Consider the following 16,772-nt stretch of genomic DNA (forward strand, 5'->3'; position numbering starts at 1 on the left):
GATGGAAATCCAAACAGGGAGCATTTCCCTGAAGAAAGGAACCAGAAAGGAAACTGATAAATGGAAAAATTTGTAACACGGGCAGCACGCCTGAACAAAGCATACGACATCGAGTTAATTGAACGTGAACTGGAATGCGGCGAGGATGACATCATTGTAAGGAATCATATGATGGGAATCTGCGGCTCAGACAAAAGCTTTTACAGGGGATCCATGCCGCCCCAGACAGCGGAGTTCCGCCAGCCGCCGGAATTCCCATTCCTCCTCGGACATGAGAGCGGGGGGACCGTTGTTGCGGTCGGGGACCGTGTCAGCGACTATAAAGTGGGCGATAAGGTGATGGCATTTGGCTGGAACAATAACTTTGCCGACTACTTCAAATCCAAGGAATTCCAGCTTCAGCCGGTTCCGGAGGGACTGGATATGGATATAGCCGCCCTGGGTGAACCAACGGCCTGCGCCATGTATTCCGGGCTTAACACAGGCGTACAGCTGGGGGATACGGTGGTAATCATGGGCGGCGGCTATGCCGGACAAATCATTGCCCAGTGTTCCAAATTAAAGGGTGCCTATCAGGTGATTGTGGTGGATGTGCTGGAGGGCAAGCTTGACCTGGCAAAATCCCTGGGAGCGGATGTGGTGATTAATTCCAGGGAGGAGGACCCGGTGGCAAAGGTAAAGGCCCTGACCGGAGGACGCGGCGCGGACGTGGTGGTTGAGGCTGCCGGAACAGCGGAATCCTTTAATGCGGCAAGTGCAATGATACGCCACAACGGCAAGTTCGTATTCTACAGCTGGGTAACCACACCGGTGACCCTGAATATCAGCCGCTGGCATGATGACGGCCTGGAATTCGTAAATACCTGTCTGGTGCACCACACATGGCAGCAGCGCTATGTATGGGTTCCCGACACCCTGCGCCCCATCATCCAGGGAACGGTCAGGATTGCGCCGTTGATTACCAATGAGTTTAAGCTGGCTGACATAAAGGCCGGATTTGACCTGGCGGACAAGGACGATGCCGCAATTAAGATTGTATTCCGTCCATGAGAACGCACGCAGATAAGCCAATGAATCAATAAAGGAGAGTATCATAATTATGGATTATACCAACTTAATCAACAATAACAATGGAAAGACATCAAAGGTGGGAATCATCGGGGCTACCCGGGGATATGGCTATACACTGCTTGCCCAGATTCCCAAGGTAAAGCATATGCAGCTTCGGGTCATCAGCTCCAGGCACACGGACGAATGCCTGGAGGTGCTGAAGGAAATCGGATACGATGAAACCAATATCGTAATCTGCGGAACCAGGGAGCAGATTGACCAGGCGCCAGAGGATGCAATCCTGATTGTCAGCGATTACCGTCTGGTGATGGAATGCGGGGTCACGGCCCTTGTGGAATGTACCGGCAATACGGCAGTAAGCTCTGACGCAGCCCTTTCGGCCCTTCGCAGAGGCATCAACGTCTACATGGTTTCCAAGGAAACGGACAGCGTGTGCGGTCCCCTCCTAAACCAGGTGGCTGCTGAGAACGGCGCGGTATATTCCCTGGTTAACGGCGACCAGCCAAGGAACCTTTTAGACCTCTATTCATGGGCAATGCTTCTGGGGCTTGAGGTGGTATGCGCAGGAAAGGCCAGCGAGTACGACTTTGTCTGGGACAGGGAGACAGGTGAATTTACCCTGACGGACGGAACCGGAGTCACCCAGCCGTTACCGGAAATGATGGACCACTGGCGTTACAAAGGCGTTGAGACACTTGAAGCCCGCCGCAGGATGCTGGAAAAATACACAGGCGTCATATCCGCCGACCTTTGCGAGATGAACCTTGTGTCCAACATAACCGGATTCGTACCGTCCTCGCCGTTCTTAAGCTATCCCATTGCCAAGACCAGCGAGCTTGCGGACATTTTCATTCCTGAGGAGGACGGCGGCATCTTAAAGAAAACAGGAGTTGTGGATGTGTTCTATAATCTGCGGGGAACGGATGAGGCCAGCTTCTGCGGAGGTGAATTCATCATCGTCAGATGTGAGAATGAGAAGATGTGGGATATCCTGAAGGGCAAAGGCCATGTGATGAGTAAAAACGGCAAGTACTGCTGCATCTACTATCCATATCACTATATGGGCCTTGAAACCCCGGTATCCATCCTGTTAGGGGACTTAATGGGAATCGGCACGCACCCGGAATGCCGCCAGGTATCTGTCCTGGCCGGAGTGGCTGACCGGGATCTGCCAAAAGGCACTGAACTTAAGGTGCAGGGACACCATCATTCCATAGACGGCCTGATTCCTGAGCTTCTTGAGAGCAGTTCCGTTGGGCATCTGGCGCCATTCTATCTGTTGAACGGCACGACCCTGCTGCGGGATGTGAAGAAGGGGGACCCCGTCACACTGGAAGACGTGGAGCTGACCCATCTGGAGACATATAAGCTGTATGCCAAAGGATTGGAAATCTGATGGATGGAGGAAATCTAATCCCTAAATACCGATAGCAGCCATCCTTGCAAGTACTCTCTTTGTCCTTGCCCCCATATCCGTTTCACTGAACTTTTGCAGCAGCAGGTCAGAAACGATGGCGCCGTCTTTGGTGAACAGCACCCTGTCAGCCTTGGCGGCGACCAGCGCATCGTGGGTCACGAGCAGGATTGCGGTGCCATTCCTGTTGATATCCACAAGCAGCCCCATGATTTCCTCCGCTGATTTTGAGTTAAGGGCGCCGGTGGGTTCATCGGCAAAGAGAATCTCCGGATGGTTCATCAGGGCGCGGCAGATTCCCGCGCGCTGGAGCTGTCCGCCGGAAACCGCCCTGGTATCCCTGTGCTCAAGTCCTCCAATGCCCATTTCCTTCATCAGGGCCCTTGCCCTTTGAACGGATCCGGCGGCAGCATGTCTGCCGCCCAGGGCTGCGGGAAGGATGATATTGTCCAGGAGGTTAAGGTTCTTCAGCATAGCAGGCTGTTGGAAGATGAAGCCCATTTTTGTCCGGCGTATATCCGCAAGTCCGTCTTCGCTGAGTCCGGACAATTCTTTATCCATGAACTTCACCGAACCGCTGCTAATGCTGTCCATGCCGGAAAGCACGTGCAGCAGCGTGGTTTTCCCTGAACCGGAAGGACCCATCACTGCGGTGAACTCACCTCTTTTGATTTGTGCGTTGACGGAGTTTAACGCCTTCACCTGTTCTTCTCCGGTTCCAAAAATTTTCACTATATTTGTTCCAGTAACAATGTCTTCCATATCCTATGCCTCCTTAAATATGTTCCCAAATTTTCAATATGCCTCCTTAATATGTTCCGGAATTTTCAACCGGCGTATATCCGATACGCCGGATACCGTTGCAACCATCACGCAAGCCCCAAGTAACAGCGGGGAAAGCAGATAAGCAAACCACGGGTTTACTGCAAATTTGAAGGCGGTGCCGCCTAAAGAGGAAATCAATACCCCGCCCGCCGCCTCTCCCAAGGTGTCTGCCAGGATTACGCCGCATATGATCCCGGACAATGCCACGGTTATGGAACGGGTCATATATTGCCTGCGGATATCCGCGCTGGTAAAACCAATGGATTTCAGGACCGCGATGGGATAGCGGTCTTTTGCCACCAGCATTTTCATGAACAGCAAGGTGACCAGGATGGTAAGCAATATGGCGGCAGCGGCAGAGGCGTAAGACGCTTTCCGTATGGCCTCCAATGTGCCGCCGAATGTCTGGCGCACATATTCGTCTGCAGCCGTGACCGTGGCGGATGGGAATTCCCACTGATATCGGGACACGGTTTTGGCTGCTTCCGTCTTATTCCGGAGTTCCACAGGGATGACCACCCGCATTAAATCAGCACCCCCCGGCTCAAAGGAGGCCTTTGCTGTTTTCCCGGCGTTGGTGATGTCGGGATAGATTCCGCATACGGTCATGTGCTTTTCCCTGCCGTCCACAATGAGTGTCAGCCCATCCCCCATTGTCTTCCCAAGCCCCCTGGCGTTCAGGGAGGAAAGGGCGATTTCCCTGTCGGTTGCAGGAGGGCCTCCCTGGGAATACATGACGGGGAAGGCGTTATGGTCGCCCAGGTCCACCCGCAGCCGCTCCACGCGGCCGTCTGTCCCCGGCATGCTGAATACCATGCCGGAAAGCACCGTGTATCCCTCAACATTTTCATCCGCCGCCAGCGCGGCGCTTAGGTCCGCTGTTACCTGCCGGACATCGTCTGTCCGTGTCTGGGACAGATATACCGAGATGTCGCTTTCACCAACGCCCATGTATGTCATGAAGCTTCTGGCTGAAATGGTGTTGTAGATGTTCTGCGGGACAATCAGGATAAGGGATGAAATAGCCAGCACCGCAAACATGGTCATGTAGAGTTTTTTGCGGGAAAGCACATCCCTGATACCGAGGAAGACATTGGGCGGAAGGAGCCTGTTTTCGCTGAAACAGAATCCCTTTGCAGCATTGGGGTGTTCCATGGGTGCGCCGAACCGGACCGCCTGTGCCGGGGGGATTTTACGGAAACGCCCCAAAACGGCTTTTACATACCACATCACCACAAGGAAGATGGTTAAAGTCCCAAGTGCGCCTATGAGCGGCGTAACCACGCCCCTGCCGCTGTCCCCCATGTAAATGCGCATATTGCCCATCAGTGGGGCAAGGAGGGGGAAGGAGAGCAGGAATCCCAGGACACAGGCTGCCCCGGCAATGGCTCCGTATTTGGCAGAATACAGCTTTGCGATGTCCCTGGCGCGCAGGCCCAGGGCCTTGAGTACACCGATTTCCCTGTAATCCTCCTCGATTTTGGCGAGAAGCGTAAAGCGGATACAGAGGAACGCCACGATGATTACCAGGATGCTTATCATGACCAGCACTGCAATCATCATGCCGTCGGTTACTGCGTTCATCATGGCAAGCAGCGGACGGCTGATGACAGGCGGGCCATTGGACGGCAGTCCGGCCTCGAAATAATCCGACTGGAACGCAGGGAAGGCCGCAGGGTCTTTTAAACGGAACTCAATCAGATACTCCATGCTGCCGGAGCCTTCCAGATTCCTGAACGTATCCTCACTGACAAGAAACCGCTTGGAGCCGGTAATATCGGCGTTCATCGCGGAGTCACGCAAAAATCCGGCCACCGTGAGGGACACGCCGTGCACGGTCAGCGTATCGCCTATTTGGGCGCTTCCGTCCTTTTTATAGCAGAGAGGGACATAGACCACGCCGTCAGCCGGATGGATGACATCACCGTTTAAATCCAATAAAAAGTCAAAGGTCCTGTTCTGCGTGGTAAATCCATTGTCCTGCACACTTCCCTCCAGGGACTTTTCACCTATGGAAATGTCCAATCCCTTCACATTAAGGAACCTGGCTAGCTGGTATGCCTCCACGTTGCCCTGGGTCTCCGCGAAGTCCTGAAGCTGCCGTACGTCAATATCACCGGAATGCATCTGCAGGAAGTGGATTGCCTTTGCCTCCTCCATCAGATGGTCAACCGCTCCGGACAGATTCATGCCCAGCATGGCTGCTGCCGATGTCAGGGCCGCCGAAGCCACGATAAAGGCCGCGGTCGTGATGGAAACCAGCTTACTTTTGCGTATGTCGTTCATGATTAGTTTTCCGTACATGGTGTGACCTCCTCATATTTTAACAGATACCATGTCAGGACACCCAGAAGCAGTGTCATGATACCCACTAAGAATGTGGGTATGAATACCTGGGTGCTCCATTTTTCAAAGATAACGCCGTACAGTATCTGGCCCAAGGGCGCTGCGCATTGGGAGACTGCCGTAATGATTGCCATGACCTTTCCAAGGTTTTTGTCCGGTGTTATTTTTTGGACCTTTGTGATGATGTAGATGGAGATGACCGTCATGCTTGCCGCAATAGGGATGGCGCCCAGCATGAACAGGATAAACGAAGGGTAATACCCCAGCCCAAGAAAAAGGGGCATTAGGGATGCTGCCATCAGCACCATCATCAGGGCGCAGGCAAAAAGCCAGCGGTGCAAGGTTTTAAGGCTCATCTTCTTTGCGAAAACGCCAATGGACAATGCGCCTAAAATGGTGGCAGAGTTAATGAGTCCCATCCCAATCCCGTACAGGGTATCGCTGCTTTGCATCGTTACCCGCAGCACAATCGGGGCGCCCACAAGGAAATAAGGAATCAGGACCAGGTTGAGCAGGACGGCAATCATGCTGACCTTCCGTATGAATTCCTGTTTAAGGACGTATATGAATCCTTCTTTCATATCCCTTGCGATGGCCGGTATGACAGGCCCGGTCCATTGTCTTTTCACAAAAGGTATTTGGATGAAAAGCTCCATTACGGCAGACAGGAAAAATGAGATACAGCTAACCGCAACAACGGTCTTAAGTCCCATGAGTCCGTACAGGATCCCGCCAAGGACCGGAGCCGCAACCGCTGACAGGGCCTGAACCGCCTGGACAAGGCCATTGGCCCCTTCCAGCTTCTGCTCCTCAACCAACAGGGGGATACTTGCCGTTACGGCGGGGGTATAAAGGGCGCTGACAATAGACAGGAGCACCATGGACGTCCCGGCTGTGAAGACAGAGATACTGCCCACACTCATAAGTATGATCAGGGACAATACAATTGCGCTGCTGGTAAAATCAAATATCACCATCAGATTGCGGCGGTTGAACCGGTCGGCAATGGCCCCGCCCAGGGGGGCAAGCAGAAGGGGCATATTGGATATGGCAAACAGCGTGGCAAATAAAGACCCGCTGCCTGTTGTATCCAGGACGTACAGGGAGAGCGCAAACCGCAGCAGCGCTGAACCTAATATGGAGATGATCTGGCCGGACACCATTAAATTGAAGTTTTTAGGTGATGGGGTATGGATCGTTTTTTCCTGCATTCTGAAACCTCCTATACAAACTGACCGTCAGTCTATAAAAGCTGTAAAAAATTGCATGATAATGGGTGACACAGGTATCATGCAAATTTTTTCTTAAGTTCATTAAAATATCCAGGGGGGACCCCTAATGTTTTTTCCATCATTTCAATGAAGGCAGCCGCATACCGGGCGTTCTCCCCGCTGCTCCGCTGAAATAATCCTTCATCGAAGATCACTTGCCCTGCGGCCAGGAACAAAGCCATTGTCTCCTGGGGATAATCCGTGGAGAATGCAGCTGCGCCGTTCCCTTCACTGAGTATTTCCGCCATGACAGGCGCAAGGTTCTTTATGCTCAGAGATAAACTTTTCTGGTGCATCTCGGCGTTCTGGACCTCATGGAACTGCCGGGTCATGTTTTCCTTATCTTTTATCATTCCCTCTGACTGGCCCTGGCCCATTAAAATGGCAAATATCTTCTGGGGCGGGGTCATGTCAGGGTTTTCCACGATTTTCCTGGCATGGACCACCATATCGTCAACCATGCGCTGAATGATTGCATCCATAACCTCTTCTTTGGATTTGAAATAGTAGTAGAATACGCCTTTTGACAGCCCGTATACGTTCAGGATATCCGTAACCGTTGTTTTTGCATATCCTTTTTCCACAAACAGCTTTTGTGCTGCATCTAATAACTCATTTTTTCTTACTTCCGGCTCTTTGGGCCTGCGCATCATTCATTCACCACCTTATAGACCGACGGTCAGTTTAATAAAGAATATCATAGAGTGATACAAAAGTCAAGGAGTGTTTTTGGTAACATATCCTGGCGTATGATTAAAGTTTATCCAATGGGTGGAATCCCGTATTCCAGAACAGCTCCATGGCCCTGGTAACCGGGCGCCCTTTATGTCTGGCAAGCACCACGGGAAGGGGGATTTCCGGCGCCAGCGGGATGACCGCGATGTGTTCCGGTTTGAATATCCGCACACTGTTCCCTGCCAGCAGGCTGATCCCCTCGCCGATGAGCACCGCGCTTAGTATGGATTCAACCCGTGCCGTGCGCAGGATCCTGGGGGAAAAACCTGCTTCACGGCACCGGATTACACACAGGTTATAGATGGAGGTATAAGGGTTCATGAAAATAAAATCCTCATCCTTCAGTTCCTCCAGGCGGAGCCTGCTTTTAGCGGCCAGGGGATGGCCGGATTCCAGCACGGCGGCCAGCTCGTCGCCGGCAATGAACTGTGTCTGGCAGCTGGTCCCGTAAAACATTGCGTCCCGGCCAATCACCAGGTCATAAATCCCTTTTTCAAACCCTTCCATCAGTTCCAGTTCCTCCACCTCATGGAGGGACAGGCGTATATCAGGATGGGCTGCCTGGAAATCCCGGAACGCAGGCGTGAGCTGGTATTGGGTTAAAATGGGCAGTGTGCCGATGGACAGTGCCAGCTGCGGTTCTTCCCGGAACCGGTCCAGCCTGTTCCTGGCCTGGGAATATTGTTTCAGTAAAATAAGGGCGTCCTGATAAAATAAGTTCCCGGCCTCGGTCAGTCCGGCCTTGCGCCTGCTCCGGTCCCACAGCATGACCCCCAGCTCCTGCTCCAGCTTCATGATCTGTTTGGAAAGGGAGGACTGGGAGATATAAAGGGATTGGGCGGCATCAAAGAATGTCTTTTCCTCCACGGATGCAATAAAGCATTGTAATTGTTCAAATGTCATGGCCTGCCTCCAATGATTCCATTATGGAAACAATTATACCACAACTTGAATTGATTCCATAGATGAAAAAATATAAACTGGACATGGAAGCATTCATATGGAAAAATGACAACAAAGAGGAGGTATATCAGGTGGGACAGATGGTAAATGACCTGCGTTCGGCCCTGGAGCTTTTAAAGACCATGCCGGGCCAGTATGCAGAGACAGAGGTGGAGGTGGACCCCAGGGCGGAGCTTTCCGGCGTATACCGTTACGTCGGTGCAGGAGGAACGGTGATGCGCCCCACGAAGGAAGGGCCTGCCATGGTATTTAACAGGATAAAGGGGCATCCGGATGCAAAGGTGGCAATCGGCGTTTTATCCAGCAGGACCCGTGTGGCTGCCCTTCTTGGATGCCGGAGCGGGGATCTAGGGAAGAAACTGTGGGAATGTGCGTCACACCCCATACAGCCGGTTGTGACAGAGGAAAAGGCGGCCTGCCAGGAAGTGGTGCACCTGGCAAATGAGCCGGGATTCGATTTGGCCAAGCTGGTCCCGGCGCCGACCAATACACCGGATGACGCGGGGCCTTATATTACACTGGGGATGTGTTATGCCAGCCATCCCGACACAGGGGCCAGCGACGTGACCATCCACCGGCTCTGCATCCAGGGAAAAGATGAGCTGTCCATTTTCTTTACCCCGGGGGCGCGTCATATAGGCGCCATGGCGGAACGGGCGGAAGAACTGGGACAGGCACTGCCCATATCCATCAGCATTGGCGTGGATCCTGCCATCGAGATCGGTTCCTGCTTCGAACCTCCCACAACACCTCTTGGATACGACGAGCTGTCCATTGCAGGCGCGCTCAGGGGGGAACCGGTGAAGCTGTGCAGGTGCCTTACGGTTAAAGAGAGGGCCATTGCCAATGCAGAGTATGTCATTGAAGGTGAGGTGGTTCCCGGCGTGCGGGTCCAGGAGGACCAGAACAGCCACACGGGATTCGCCATGCCGGAATTTCCGGGCTATACGGGTCCTGCCAGCAGCCAGTGCTGGCTTATCCGGGTAAAGGCGGTGACCCACAGGAAGGACCCCATCATGCAGACCTGTATCGGCCCCAGCGAGGAACATGTGTCCATGGCGGGAATCCCCACAGAGGCCAGCATCTACGGCATGGTGGAGAAGGCCATGCCGGGGCGGCTTAAGAATGTATACTGTCCTTCGGCAGGAGGCGGCAAATACATGGCGGTACTGCAGTTTGAAAAGAAGACGGAAAGCGACGAGGGGCGGCAGCGCCAGGCAGCCCTGCTTGCATTTTCCGCGTTCAGCGAGTTAAAGCATGTGTTCCTGGTGGATGAGGATGTGGACTGTTTTGACATGAGCGATGTACTGTGGGCCATGAATACAAGGTTCCAGGGAGACGCGGACATCATCACGATTCCCGGCGTGCGCTGCCATCCCCTGGACCCGTCCAATACCCCGGAGTGTTCACCTGGTATCCGGGGGAAAGGCATTGCATGCAAGACAATCTTTGACTGTACCGTGCCCTATGACCAGAAGAAGCGGTTTGTCAGGGCGCGTTTTATGGAGGTGGACCTGGAAAAATGGCTGACAGGATTGTCATAGGAATCAGCGGCGCTTCCGGCGCGCCCATTGCGGAAGCCCTTTTAAAGGCGCTTAAAAAAGAGAGGGTACAGACCCACCTGGTCATCTCAAGAGGCGGCGCCATGACCATCGAACAGGAAACCGGGATGTCCGCCGGGGAAATCGGGCAGCTGGCAGACGTGGTCTATGATAACCAGGACCTGGGCGCGGCCCTGGCCAGCGGAAGCTTTAAGACAATGGGCATGGTCGTGGTCCCCTGCAGCATGAAGACACTGGCCGGCATCCACAGCGGATACAGCGATAACCTGCTCCTCAGGGCGGCGGACGTGACCCTGAAGGAAAGGCGCAGGCTGGTGCTGGTGGCCAGGGAGTGCCCGCTGAGCCAGGTCCATCTGCGCAACATGTACGAACTGTCCCAGATGGGCGCTGTCATCCTTCCTCCGGTCCTCAGTTATTATCATAAGCCGGAGACACTGCAAGAAATGACCAATCACATAGTCGGAAGGATAATGGACCAGCTGGGCATGGAATATGAAGGCTTCAGGCGCTGGGGAGGCTGACGGTTATGGGGAAGATTTGTGCAGAAAAAATCCATATGGAAAATCCGCCCTGTCCTGCTGTTATAGAAAAATGGATTGATGATCCTGAAGTTTCCGGCTGCATCAGGGCATATATGTTCCGGCTGGATGAAGGAGGCAGTGTGTTGATTACAGGAGGTTCAAGAACCCATGTGGGCGCCTTCAGCCGGACTTCGCCGGGCCGGGATACAGAAACAATCCAGTTTCCGGGACATAAAGACGGCGTGGTCAGCAGCCATTGGTCGGAAACGCTTTGCCGTGTCCTGGGGGAGCCGTTCAGCGTGGAGTGCGGGATTCATTTTGATGGCCTGTCTAAGAACGGCATCGGACTGGTTGTGCAGATCTGCGGGGAAATGCTGGAGGAGGCCTGCCGGTTTTATAAATCATGTGAATCCGATGGGACATCTGTGGTATAATACAGAATGAACCCGCAGATGGCGGAAAACATTTTCAGGAACGGCCTGAAGCACAGGGATAACGGACAGGAGGATTGACTGTGAAATATTTTATGGTAGAAGGAATCATCCGGGCAGCGGAAAACATGGATGATGCCATCATGGAACAGCACATGGCTTACACACAGAAGGCCATGGACCAGGGGAACGTCTTGATTTCCGGATTAAAGACAGATATGAGCGGCGGTGTTTTTATTATAAGGGCGGATACCGCAGAACAGGCAGAGGCGTATCTGGATAACGAACCATTTAAACTGCATGGCATCCAGGACTACAGGTGGGTGGAGTTTGAACCCCACTATATAAATCCGTCCGCCGGAACCTGGATGGAATAAAATGAAAGAAAAGTAAGGGCATTCAGGTCCTCTCCGTCATATCCTATACCATAGGATGTGAGATCCGGAGGGGACCTTTATGCATTATGGACTGGCATTGTCAGGGGGCGGGACCAGGGGGGCTGCCCACGTGGGCGTACTGAAGGCGCTGGAAGAAGCGGGGCTTCTGCCGGATGCAGTGGCAGGCACCAGCGCGGGCAGCATCGCCGCGGGCCTGTATGCCTCCGGTATGCAGATTCATGAGATGGAGAAGGCAGTACACCAGCTGGCTGTCCATGGAAATGACTACCTGGACCCGGACTATTCCGGGATTATGGAATTTGTGCCCCGGCTTCTGACCGGGAGAAGAATCAATCTGCAGGGGTATATCAAGGGGGATAAACTGCTTTCCTACTTCTGTGAACTTACCGGCAGAAAGCAGCTGGACGAATCCGTGGTAAAGCTTGTGATTCCCGCAGTGGACCTCATAAGCGGCCAGACCCTGTGTTTTACCAATTCAGAAACAGCCAGCCCGCAGATGCATGTGAGATGGTCCTGGGACGCCTATCTGTGTGAAGCCATGATGGCCAGCTCCAGCGTGCCGGGAGTATTTGCACCCAGAAAAATCGGTTCCTGCCTTCTGGTGGACGGAGGCGTTACCCACAACCAGCCGGGCGGGCTTTTGAAAGCAGCCGGGGTGTGGCCCGTCATAGCCGTGGACGTAGGGGCGCCGTATTCGGCGCCGGATGATGATTCAATCATTGAAGTACTTTCCCATTCATTTTCCATTATGGGCAGCCTTCTGGAAGAATACCGTCCACCGTCAGAGGCACTCCGGCTCCATCTGCCCCTCCCGGAAGATGCCGGACTGCTCTCATTTGATAAAATGGAGGCGTGTGTGGAGATTGGATACCAATATACCAGGAGGATGATTCCCACAATCAGGAAGGTGCTGGACAGGGAAGGACTTCCTGGTGTCCAGGATCCGCCCGGCATCCAGGATCCGCCCGGCAGCCAGGATCCGCCCGGCAGCTAGAATCCACCTGGTCCCTAGAATCCGCCCAGCCCTCAGTTCCGGCAGATGTCCAACTCCTTCATCTTTCCGGCATTTTAAACCCTGCAAGGGCCTGGTTCAGATAGTCATTAAAGGGCTTCATTTTCAGGAAAATATCCACGGCCAGTTGTAAGAACTGTTCCGTATCCCCAACAATTGAATCGCTGACCGGATATTCCAGGTACCAGCTTTTAAATTTCAGATATTCTGCCATAGGATGTTCCCTGTCGTAGCCGCGGGGGACATTTTTAAGTGCCATGCCCCTGACCGTGAAGGTTTCCTTGAAATCAGGAGACTGGATAACCTGTTCCCACTGGCCGGGATGCGTAAGGATATGGTCCCGTATCATGGCGGTTGCATCCTTAAACATATCCGTGAAAAGCCCTCCTCCTAAAAAGGACTGGCCGCCGGGTTTTATCATGATATAATATCCCACCGGGATGGGAAGCTTCCCTTTCGAGGAAATATGGGCGCGGAAGGCCGGATTGTAAGGGGATTTGTCATGACTGAACCGCGTATCCCTTACCAGCTTAAAGGTCAGGTCCCTGGGATTCTGGTGCAGGATGCTGCTGTCGGTTTTCCCAATCCTGTAAATCAGTTCCTGGATCAGGCCCTCAAATTCAGTCTTGGCTTTCTGGAATTCCTCTTTATGGGAGTGATACCATTGGCGGTCGTTGTTATCGTTTAATTCAGTCAGGTATCTTAATATTGTGTTGTCCGTCATTGACAGTCCCTCCTATGCGTTTTTTACGAATGACAGTGCCGCGGATCCTAAAAAACTGGAAAAGAACTGTTTTGTCCGTTCCGGTGATTCATACATCCGGCAGAATGTAAAATGGGAAGCAAGGCCATCAATGTCTTCCATGGCGTTCTTAAAATTCTCGGCTGTTTCGGGATTGATTTCCTTTGCAGCGGTATAATCCAGGGCCTGGGGATCCAGCCGCCGGCTTTTAATGGCATAGTTTATCCGGCTGGCACAATGGCATGTCCCGGAGCCGTATTCGCCGCAGTATTCGGTGAGGAAACCGGCCATTTTCCTGCGTATCCTGGAAAGGCGCTGGCGGTAAGCTTCCGGCGTCATGTTGAGTATGGTCCCGGCTGTGTGGCTGTCTAATTTGAACATGGTGCCCAGGATGAAGATACAGCGGCTTTCCATATCAAGACATTGGAGCATTACATTTGTACAGGACATTTTCAGCTCCTCTGCAAGAAGCTCCTTGTCAACGTCCTGGGTCAGGTCAGGAAGATCCCCGGGCATTCCGCAGCGGATATCATTCCCATAGAATTCAAAATCCAGCGGACGTCCGGCAAACATATGCTTTTTGTAGTTAATCAGGTGATTGGTGGCAATGCGGAAGACCCAGGTGGAGAAGCTGCTCTCCTTCTTAAAAGAGGAAAGGTGGGTCATCACCTTCAGAAGGATATCCTGGGACGCGTCCTCGGCGTCAGGAAATGTCCCAAGCATCCGCAGTGAGAGATTGAAGACCATGTCCTGTATGCTGCCGATCAGCGCCTCAAGGGATTCCCTGTCCCCGGCAGCGGCCTTGTCAATTAATTCTGATACATTCTGGTTTTTATTCATTTTCTTATACCTCCTTATTAATTAGACAAGGCATTGGGGGATGTGTGACAGATAAATCATATTATACAGTCATTGGCTGCCATGTCAATAAAGTTTACGCCTCGGTCTGTCATGAAACGGATTATCTGGAAAGTCGTAGCCTTTCATGATATATTTAATACAGATGCTGTAAGCCATACTCTTGAAGGAAAAGGAGCCAGCCCATGCTGATGGTAGAAAAGAAGTGCCCCTGGTGCGGACGTGAGATTGATAAGCCTAAGTTTTACCGTGGTACGTGTGAACATTGCCAGAATGTCTATGAAAGTTTTGTCTTTACTTATGAGAGAGGCCGTTTTACCGGAAAGGTCAGATGGCGGGGGGAGATGAGCCTGCCTGTTTCTTATCTGGTGAGGATGCTGATTGTGGCGTTTTTCGGATGGAATGCCCTGCGTGTGTTCCGTTACAGCCATGGGATGTCCCTGTTACAGGCAGTCGTGGCCCTGGCATTTGTCTATTTTATGTTCATCCAGCCCACCCATGTCTATTTGAAAAAAGTGGAAGGAAAAGAAGGCGGGGGACAGCCAGTTTTAGAGGAGGAGTGTATACGAAGGGCTGTATTCCTTTCTGGAGAACCTGTTTATTTATATTATAATACCAGGATGGAAACGGAGATACTGGATCCCAGGGATGCATCTTCTCTTGGGAGGAAGGATGCTGTCTTTCATTTAGCGGAAAATCTGGATGTCATCATGGAGATACCGCCGGATTATCCGGAATGTTTTCAACGGCCGGGCATGCCCTTTAAACTATATGACGGAAATGGGACGTGTGTGAACCATGGGATTACGCAGGAATTGTACAGTGAAAACCCGGATCTGTTCCAGGTACAGCTTAATCTGTCCGGTCAGGATAAGAAGCTGGATAAACAATGTTTTTATCTGGCATGTGTATCGGTGGTACCGGCGGAGGGAGATATGGAAGGCGGCATGGAAGCGGCCCACAGAAACGAACCTCAGGCCGGGAATGAACTGCTGTACGCCATCGTAGACTCCTATGACGGCATGGAAAGCCTGAAGACAGGCGATGCGGTCTATGAGATGATGCTGTACCATTGCCGGGAGATTCAGAAGACGATGCTTCTTCCCGCTGCCATACGCCTGTACCAGGAGGATGGGGAGTTCGTGGGTGAGGGGACGGTCACCTATTATTATTCGAAGCGGTATGCATTTGAAAACAAGAGAAAGTAAAGAGAAAGGTGGATTATAATGATGGAACAGATGTCATTGTTTGACGACCGCGAGGTCTATAATCCCCTGGCAAGCCGGCTCAGGCCGGATGACCTGGACGGGTTTGTGGGGCAGGAGCATCTGCTGGGAAAGGGAAAGATACTCCGCCAGCTCATAGAGCAGGACAAGATCCCGTCCATGATATTCTGGGGGCCGCCTGGGGTGGGCAAAACCACGCTTGCAGGCATCATAGCCCATAAAACCCATGCTGAATTCATTAATTTCAGCGCGGTCACCAGCGGTATAAAGGAGATTAAGGAGGTGATGGCCCAGGCCGAGAACAGCCGGAGGATGGGGATTAAGACAGTGGTATTCGTGGACGAGATCCACCGCTTTAATAAGGCACAGCAGGACGCCTTCCTCCCCTATGTGGAAAAGGGCAGCATCATACTGATTGGGGCAACCACGGAGAACCCTTCCTTTGAAATCAACGGCGCCCTCCTTTCACGGTGCAGGGTATTCGTGCTCCAGGCCCTGACCCAGGAAAATCTTTCCAGCCTGCTGAAAAAGGCTTTAAAGAGTCCCAAGGGGCTGGGTTATCTGGATGTGGATATTGATGACCATATGCTGGATATGATAGCCCAGTTTGCGGCGGGAGATGCCAGGACCGCCCTCAATACCCTGGAGATGGCTGTGACCAACGGGGAAATAAGTGCGGATAAGACCACGGTTACCATGGAGGTGCTGAAGCAGTGCATTGGGAAGAAAAGCTTCCTCTATGATAAGAAGGGGGAGGAGCACTACAATATCATTTCCGCACTCCACAAGTCCATGCGCAACTCTGACCCGGATGCAGCGGTTTACTGGCTGGCAAGGATGCTGGAAGCAGGGGAGGACCCTCTGTATGTGGCAAGGCGGTTGATCCGGTTTGCCAGTGAGGATGTGGGAATGGCGGACAGCCAGGCCCTGCCCCTTGCGGTGGCAGCATACCAGGCATGTCATTTTCTGGGTATGCCTGAGTGCAATGTACATCTGAGCCATACGGTCATTTACCTGTCCATGGCCCCCAAGTCCAATTCCGCCTATGCGGCCTATGAGACAGCCAAAGAGGATGCCCAGGCAACCATGGCGGAAACCGTCCCCTTGAACATAAGGAACGCGCCCACGAAGCTGATGGAAGAACTGCATTATGGGGAGGGGTATGTATATGCCCATGACACAGGGGAGAAGATGGCCCGCATGCAGTGCCTGCCGGATGCGCTTATAGACAGGGAATATTATCATCCAAACGGCCAGGGGAAGGAGCCGGAAATTAAAAGGCGTCTGGAACAGATAAGACAATGGAAATCCGGACAATCGACAGAAGTGTGACAAAGATAAAGCGGCCGTATCCGTGGCTTCCCTATGGGAAGTGAAACGGATGAAAGCCGCTTTTT

At 52.6% G+C, this 16,772-nt stretch carries 16 protein-coding genes; 9 read left to right on the forward strand and 7 right to left on the reverse strand.

Going from position 1 to position 16,772, the window contains the following annotated elements; all coding sequences use genetic code 11:
• The first annotated feature begins 60 nt into the window (after positions 1-60).
• A complete protein-coding gene (locus LK536_RS36315; RefSeq protein ID WP_227795198.1) occupies positions 61-1,050 on the forward strand; it encodes a zinc-dependent alcohol dehydrogenase in 990 nt (329 codons plus the stop codon).
• A gap of 49 nt (positions 1,051-1,099) precedes the next feature.
• On the forward strand, positions 1,100-2,467 hold the full coding sequence (locus tag LK536_RS36320; RefSeq protein WP_008721256.1) for a homoserine dehydrogenase: 1,368 nt from the start codon (positions 1,100-1,102) through the stop codon (positions 2,465-2,467).
• A 21-nt stretch (positions 2,468-2,488) separates the two neighbouring features.
• Here LK536_RS36320 and LK536_RS36325 read toward each other — a convergent pair whose 3' ends face one another.
• The 5 genes from LK536_RS36325 to LK536_RS36345 all read right to left on the reverse strand — a co-directional run bounded on the left by LK536_RS36325 (position 2,489) and on the right by LK536_RS36345 (position 8,565).
• The gene (locus LK536_RS36325) at positions 2,489-3,247 is read right to left on the reverse strand and encodes an ABC transporter ATP-binding protein (RefSeq protein WP_227795199.1); all 759 of its coding nucleotides are present in this window, start codon (positions 3,245-3,247) and stop codon (positions 2,489-2,491) included.
• A gap of 33 nt (positions 3,248-3,280) precedes the next feature.
• Entirely contained in the window at positions 3,281-5,614 is a 2,334-nt protein-coding gene (locus LK536_RS36330; RefSeq protein WP_227795200.1) for an ABC transporter permease, read from the reverse strand.
• The gene (locus tag LK536_RS36335) at positions 5,599-6,867 is read right to left on the reverse strand and encodes an MFS transporter (protein ID WP_227795201.1); all 1,269 of its coding nucleotides are present in this window, start codon (positions 6,865-6,867) and stop codon (positions 5,599-5,601) included. Before LK536_RS36335 ends, LK536_RS36330 begins: the two co-directional genes overlap by 16 nt.
• A 77-nt stretch (positions 6,868-6,944) precedes the next feature.
• A complete protein-coding gene (locus LK536_RS36340) occupies positions 6,945-7,580 on the reverse strand; it encodes a TetR/AcrR family transcriptional regulator (protein WP_081739075.1) in 636 nt (211 codons plus the stop codon).
• Positions 7,581-7,680: 100 nt separating this feature from the next.
• Positions 7,681-8,565, reverse strand: coding sequence for a LysR family transcriptional regulator (locus LK536_RS36345; RefSeq protein ID WP_130789338.1), 885 nt, complete (start codon positions 8,563-8,565; stop codon positions 7,681-7,683).
• 140 nt (positions 8,566-8,705) lie between these two features.
• On the opposite strand from LK536_RS36345, the gene LK536_RS36350 reads away from it, so the two are divergent.
• From LK536_RS36350 to LK536_RS36370, 5 genes are all read left to right on the forward strand, one after another.
• Entirely contained in the window at positions 8,706-10,169 is a 1,464-nt protein-coding gene (locus tag LK536_RS36350; protein WP_235712093.1) for a UbiD family decarboxylase, read from the forward strand.
• On the forward strand, positions 10,148-10,708 hold the full coding sequence (locus LK536_RS36355; protein ID WP_008721271.1) for a UbiX family flavin prenyltransferase: 561 nt from the start codon (positions 10,148-10,150) through the stop codon (positions 10,706-10,708). The genes LK536_RS36350 and LK536_RS36355 overlap by 22 nt, the downstream gene beginning before the upstream one ends.
• Before the next feature lie 5 nt (positions 10,709-10,713).
• On the forward strand, positions 10,714-11,142 hold the full coding sequence (gene lpdD / locus LK536_RS36360; RefSeq protein ID WP_227795203.1) for a prenylated flavin chaperone LpdD: 429 nt from the start codon (positions 10,714-10,716) through the stop codon (positions 11,140-11,142).
• 80 nt (positions 11,143-11,222) lie between these two features.
• Positions 11,223-11,516: a YciI family protein gene (locus LK536_RS36365; protein WP_008721274.1), complete on the forward strand. Its 294-nt coding sequence runs from the start codon at positions 11,223-11,225 to the stop codon at positions 11,514-11,516.
• A gap of 79 nt (positions 11,517-11,595) precedes the next feature.
• Entirely contained in the window at positions 11,596-12,531 is a 936-nt protein-coding gene (locus tag LK536_RS36370) for a patatin-like phospholipase family protein (RefSeq protein ID WP_227795204.1), read from the forward strand.
• Between the two features lie 58 nt (positions 12,532-12,589).
• Here the strand turns inward: LK536_RS36370 and LK536_RS36375 are convergent, their stop codons facing one another.
• Together LK536_RS36375 and LK536_RS36380 are read right to left on the reverse strand one after the other, a co-directional pair.
• On the reverse strand, positions 12,590-13,273 hold the full coding sequence (locus tag LK536_RS36375) for a DUF2461 domain-containing protein (RefSeq protein ID WP_227795205.1): 684 nt from the start codon (positions 13,271-13,273) through the stop codon (positions 12,590-12,592).
• A 12-nt stretch (positions 13,274-13,285) separates the two neighbouring features.
• Complete coding sequence (locus tag LK536_RS36380) at positions 13,286-14,131, reverse strand: RNA polymerase sigma factor (RefSeq protein ID WP_227795206.1); 846 nt, start codon at positions 14,129-14,131, stop codon at positions 13,286-13,288.
• Between the two features lie 203 nt (positions 14,132-14,334).
• Between LK536_RS36380 and LK536_RS36385 the strand changes: the two genes are divergently transcribed.
• On the forward strand, positions 14,335-15,357 hold the full coding sequence (locus LK536_RS36385) for a hypothetical protein (protein WP_227795207.1): 1,023 nt from the start codon (positions 14,335-14,337) through the stop codon (positions 15,355-15,357).
• 21 nt (positions 15,358-15,378) lie between these two features.
• Positions 15,379-16,707 carry a replication-associated recombination protein A gene (locus LK536_RS36390; RefSeq protein ID WP_227795367.1) on the forward strand — a complete coding sequence of 443 codons (1,329 nt, stop codon included), beginning with the start codon at positions 15,379-15,381 and terminating at the stop codon, positions 16,705-16,707.
• The last annotated feature ends 65 nt before the right edge of the window (positions 16,708-16,772 follow it).

The organism is Clostridium pacaense, from assembly GCF_020709765.2.
In the GTDB taxonomy this organism is placed as follows: domain Bacteria; phylum Bacillota; class Clostridia; order Lachnospirales; family Lachnospiraceae; genus Enterocloster; species Enterocloster hominis.

Bases quoted from the DNA above. Each gene is read 5' to 3' on its own strand.
- LK536_RS36315 (WP_227795198.1), top strand. From the start codon at position 61: ATGGAAAAATTTGTAACACGGGCAGCACGCCTGAACAAAGCATACGAC.
- LK536_RS36320 (WP_008721256.1), top strand. From the start codon at position 1,100: ATGGATTATACCAACTTAATCAACAATAACAATGGAAAGACATCAAAG.
- LK536_RS36325 (WP_227795199.1), bottom strand. From the start codon at position 3,247: ATGGAAGACATTGTTACTGGAACAAATATAGTGAAAATTTTTGGAACC.
- LK536_RS36330 (WP_227795200.1), bottom strand. From the start codon at position 5,614: ATGTACGGAAAACTAATCATGAACGACATACGCAAAAGTAAGCTGGTT.
- LK536_RS36335 (WP_227795201.1), bottom strand. From the start codon at position 6,867: ATGCAGGAAAAAACGATCCATACCCCATCACCTAAAAACTTCAATTTA.
- LK536_RS36340 (WP_081739075.1), bottom strand. From the start codon at position 7,580: ATGATGCGCAGGCCCAAAGAGCCGGAAGTAAGAAAAAATGAGTTATTA.
- LK536_RS36345 (WP_130789338.1), bottom strand. From the start codon at position 8,565: ATGACATTTGAACAATTACAATGCTTTATTGCATCCGTGGAGGAAAAG.
- LK536_RS36350 (WP_235712093.1), top strand. From the start codon at position 8,706: ATGGTAAATGACCTGCGTTCGGCCCTGGAGCTTTTAAAGACCATGCCG.
- LK536_RS36355 (WP_008721271.1), top strand. From the start codon at position 10,148: ATGGCTGACAGGATTGTCATAGGAATCAGCGGCGCTTCCGGCGCGCCC.
- lpdD (WP_227795203.1), top strand. From the start codon at position 10,714: ATGGGGAAGATTTGTGCAGAAAAAATCCATATGGAAAATCCGCCCTGT.
- LK536_RS36370 (WP_227795204.1), top strand. From the start codon at position 11,596: ATGCATTATGGACTGGCATTGTCAGGGGGCGGGACCAGGGGGGCTGCC.
- LK536_RS36375 (WP_227795205.1), bottom strand. From the start codon at position 13,273: ATGACGGACAACACAATATTAAGATACCTGACTGAATTAAACGATAAC.
- LK536_RS36380 (WP_227795206.1), bottom strand. From the start codon at position 14,131: ATGAATAAAAACCAGAATGTATCAGAATTAATTGACAAGGCCGCTGCC.
- LK536_RS36385 (WP_227795207.1), top strand. From the start codon at position 14,335: ATGCTGATGGTAGAAAAGAAGTGCCCCTGGTGCGGACGTGAGATTGAT.
- LK536_RS36390 (WP_227795367.1), top strand. From the start codon at position 15,379: ATGGAACAGATGTCATTGTTTGACGACCGCGAGGTCTATAATCCCCTG.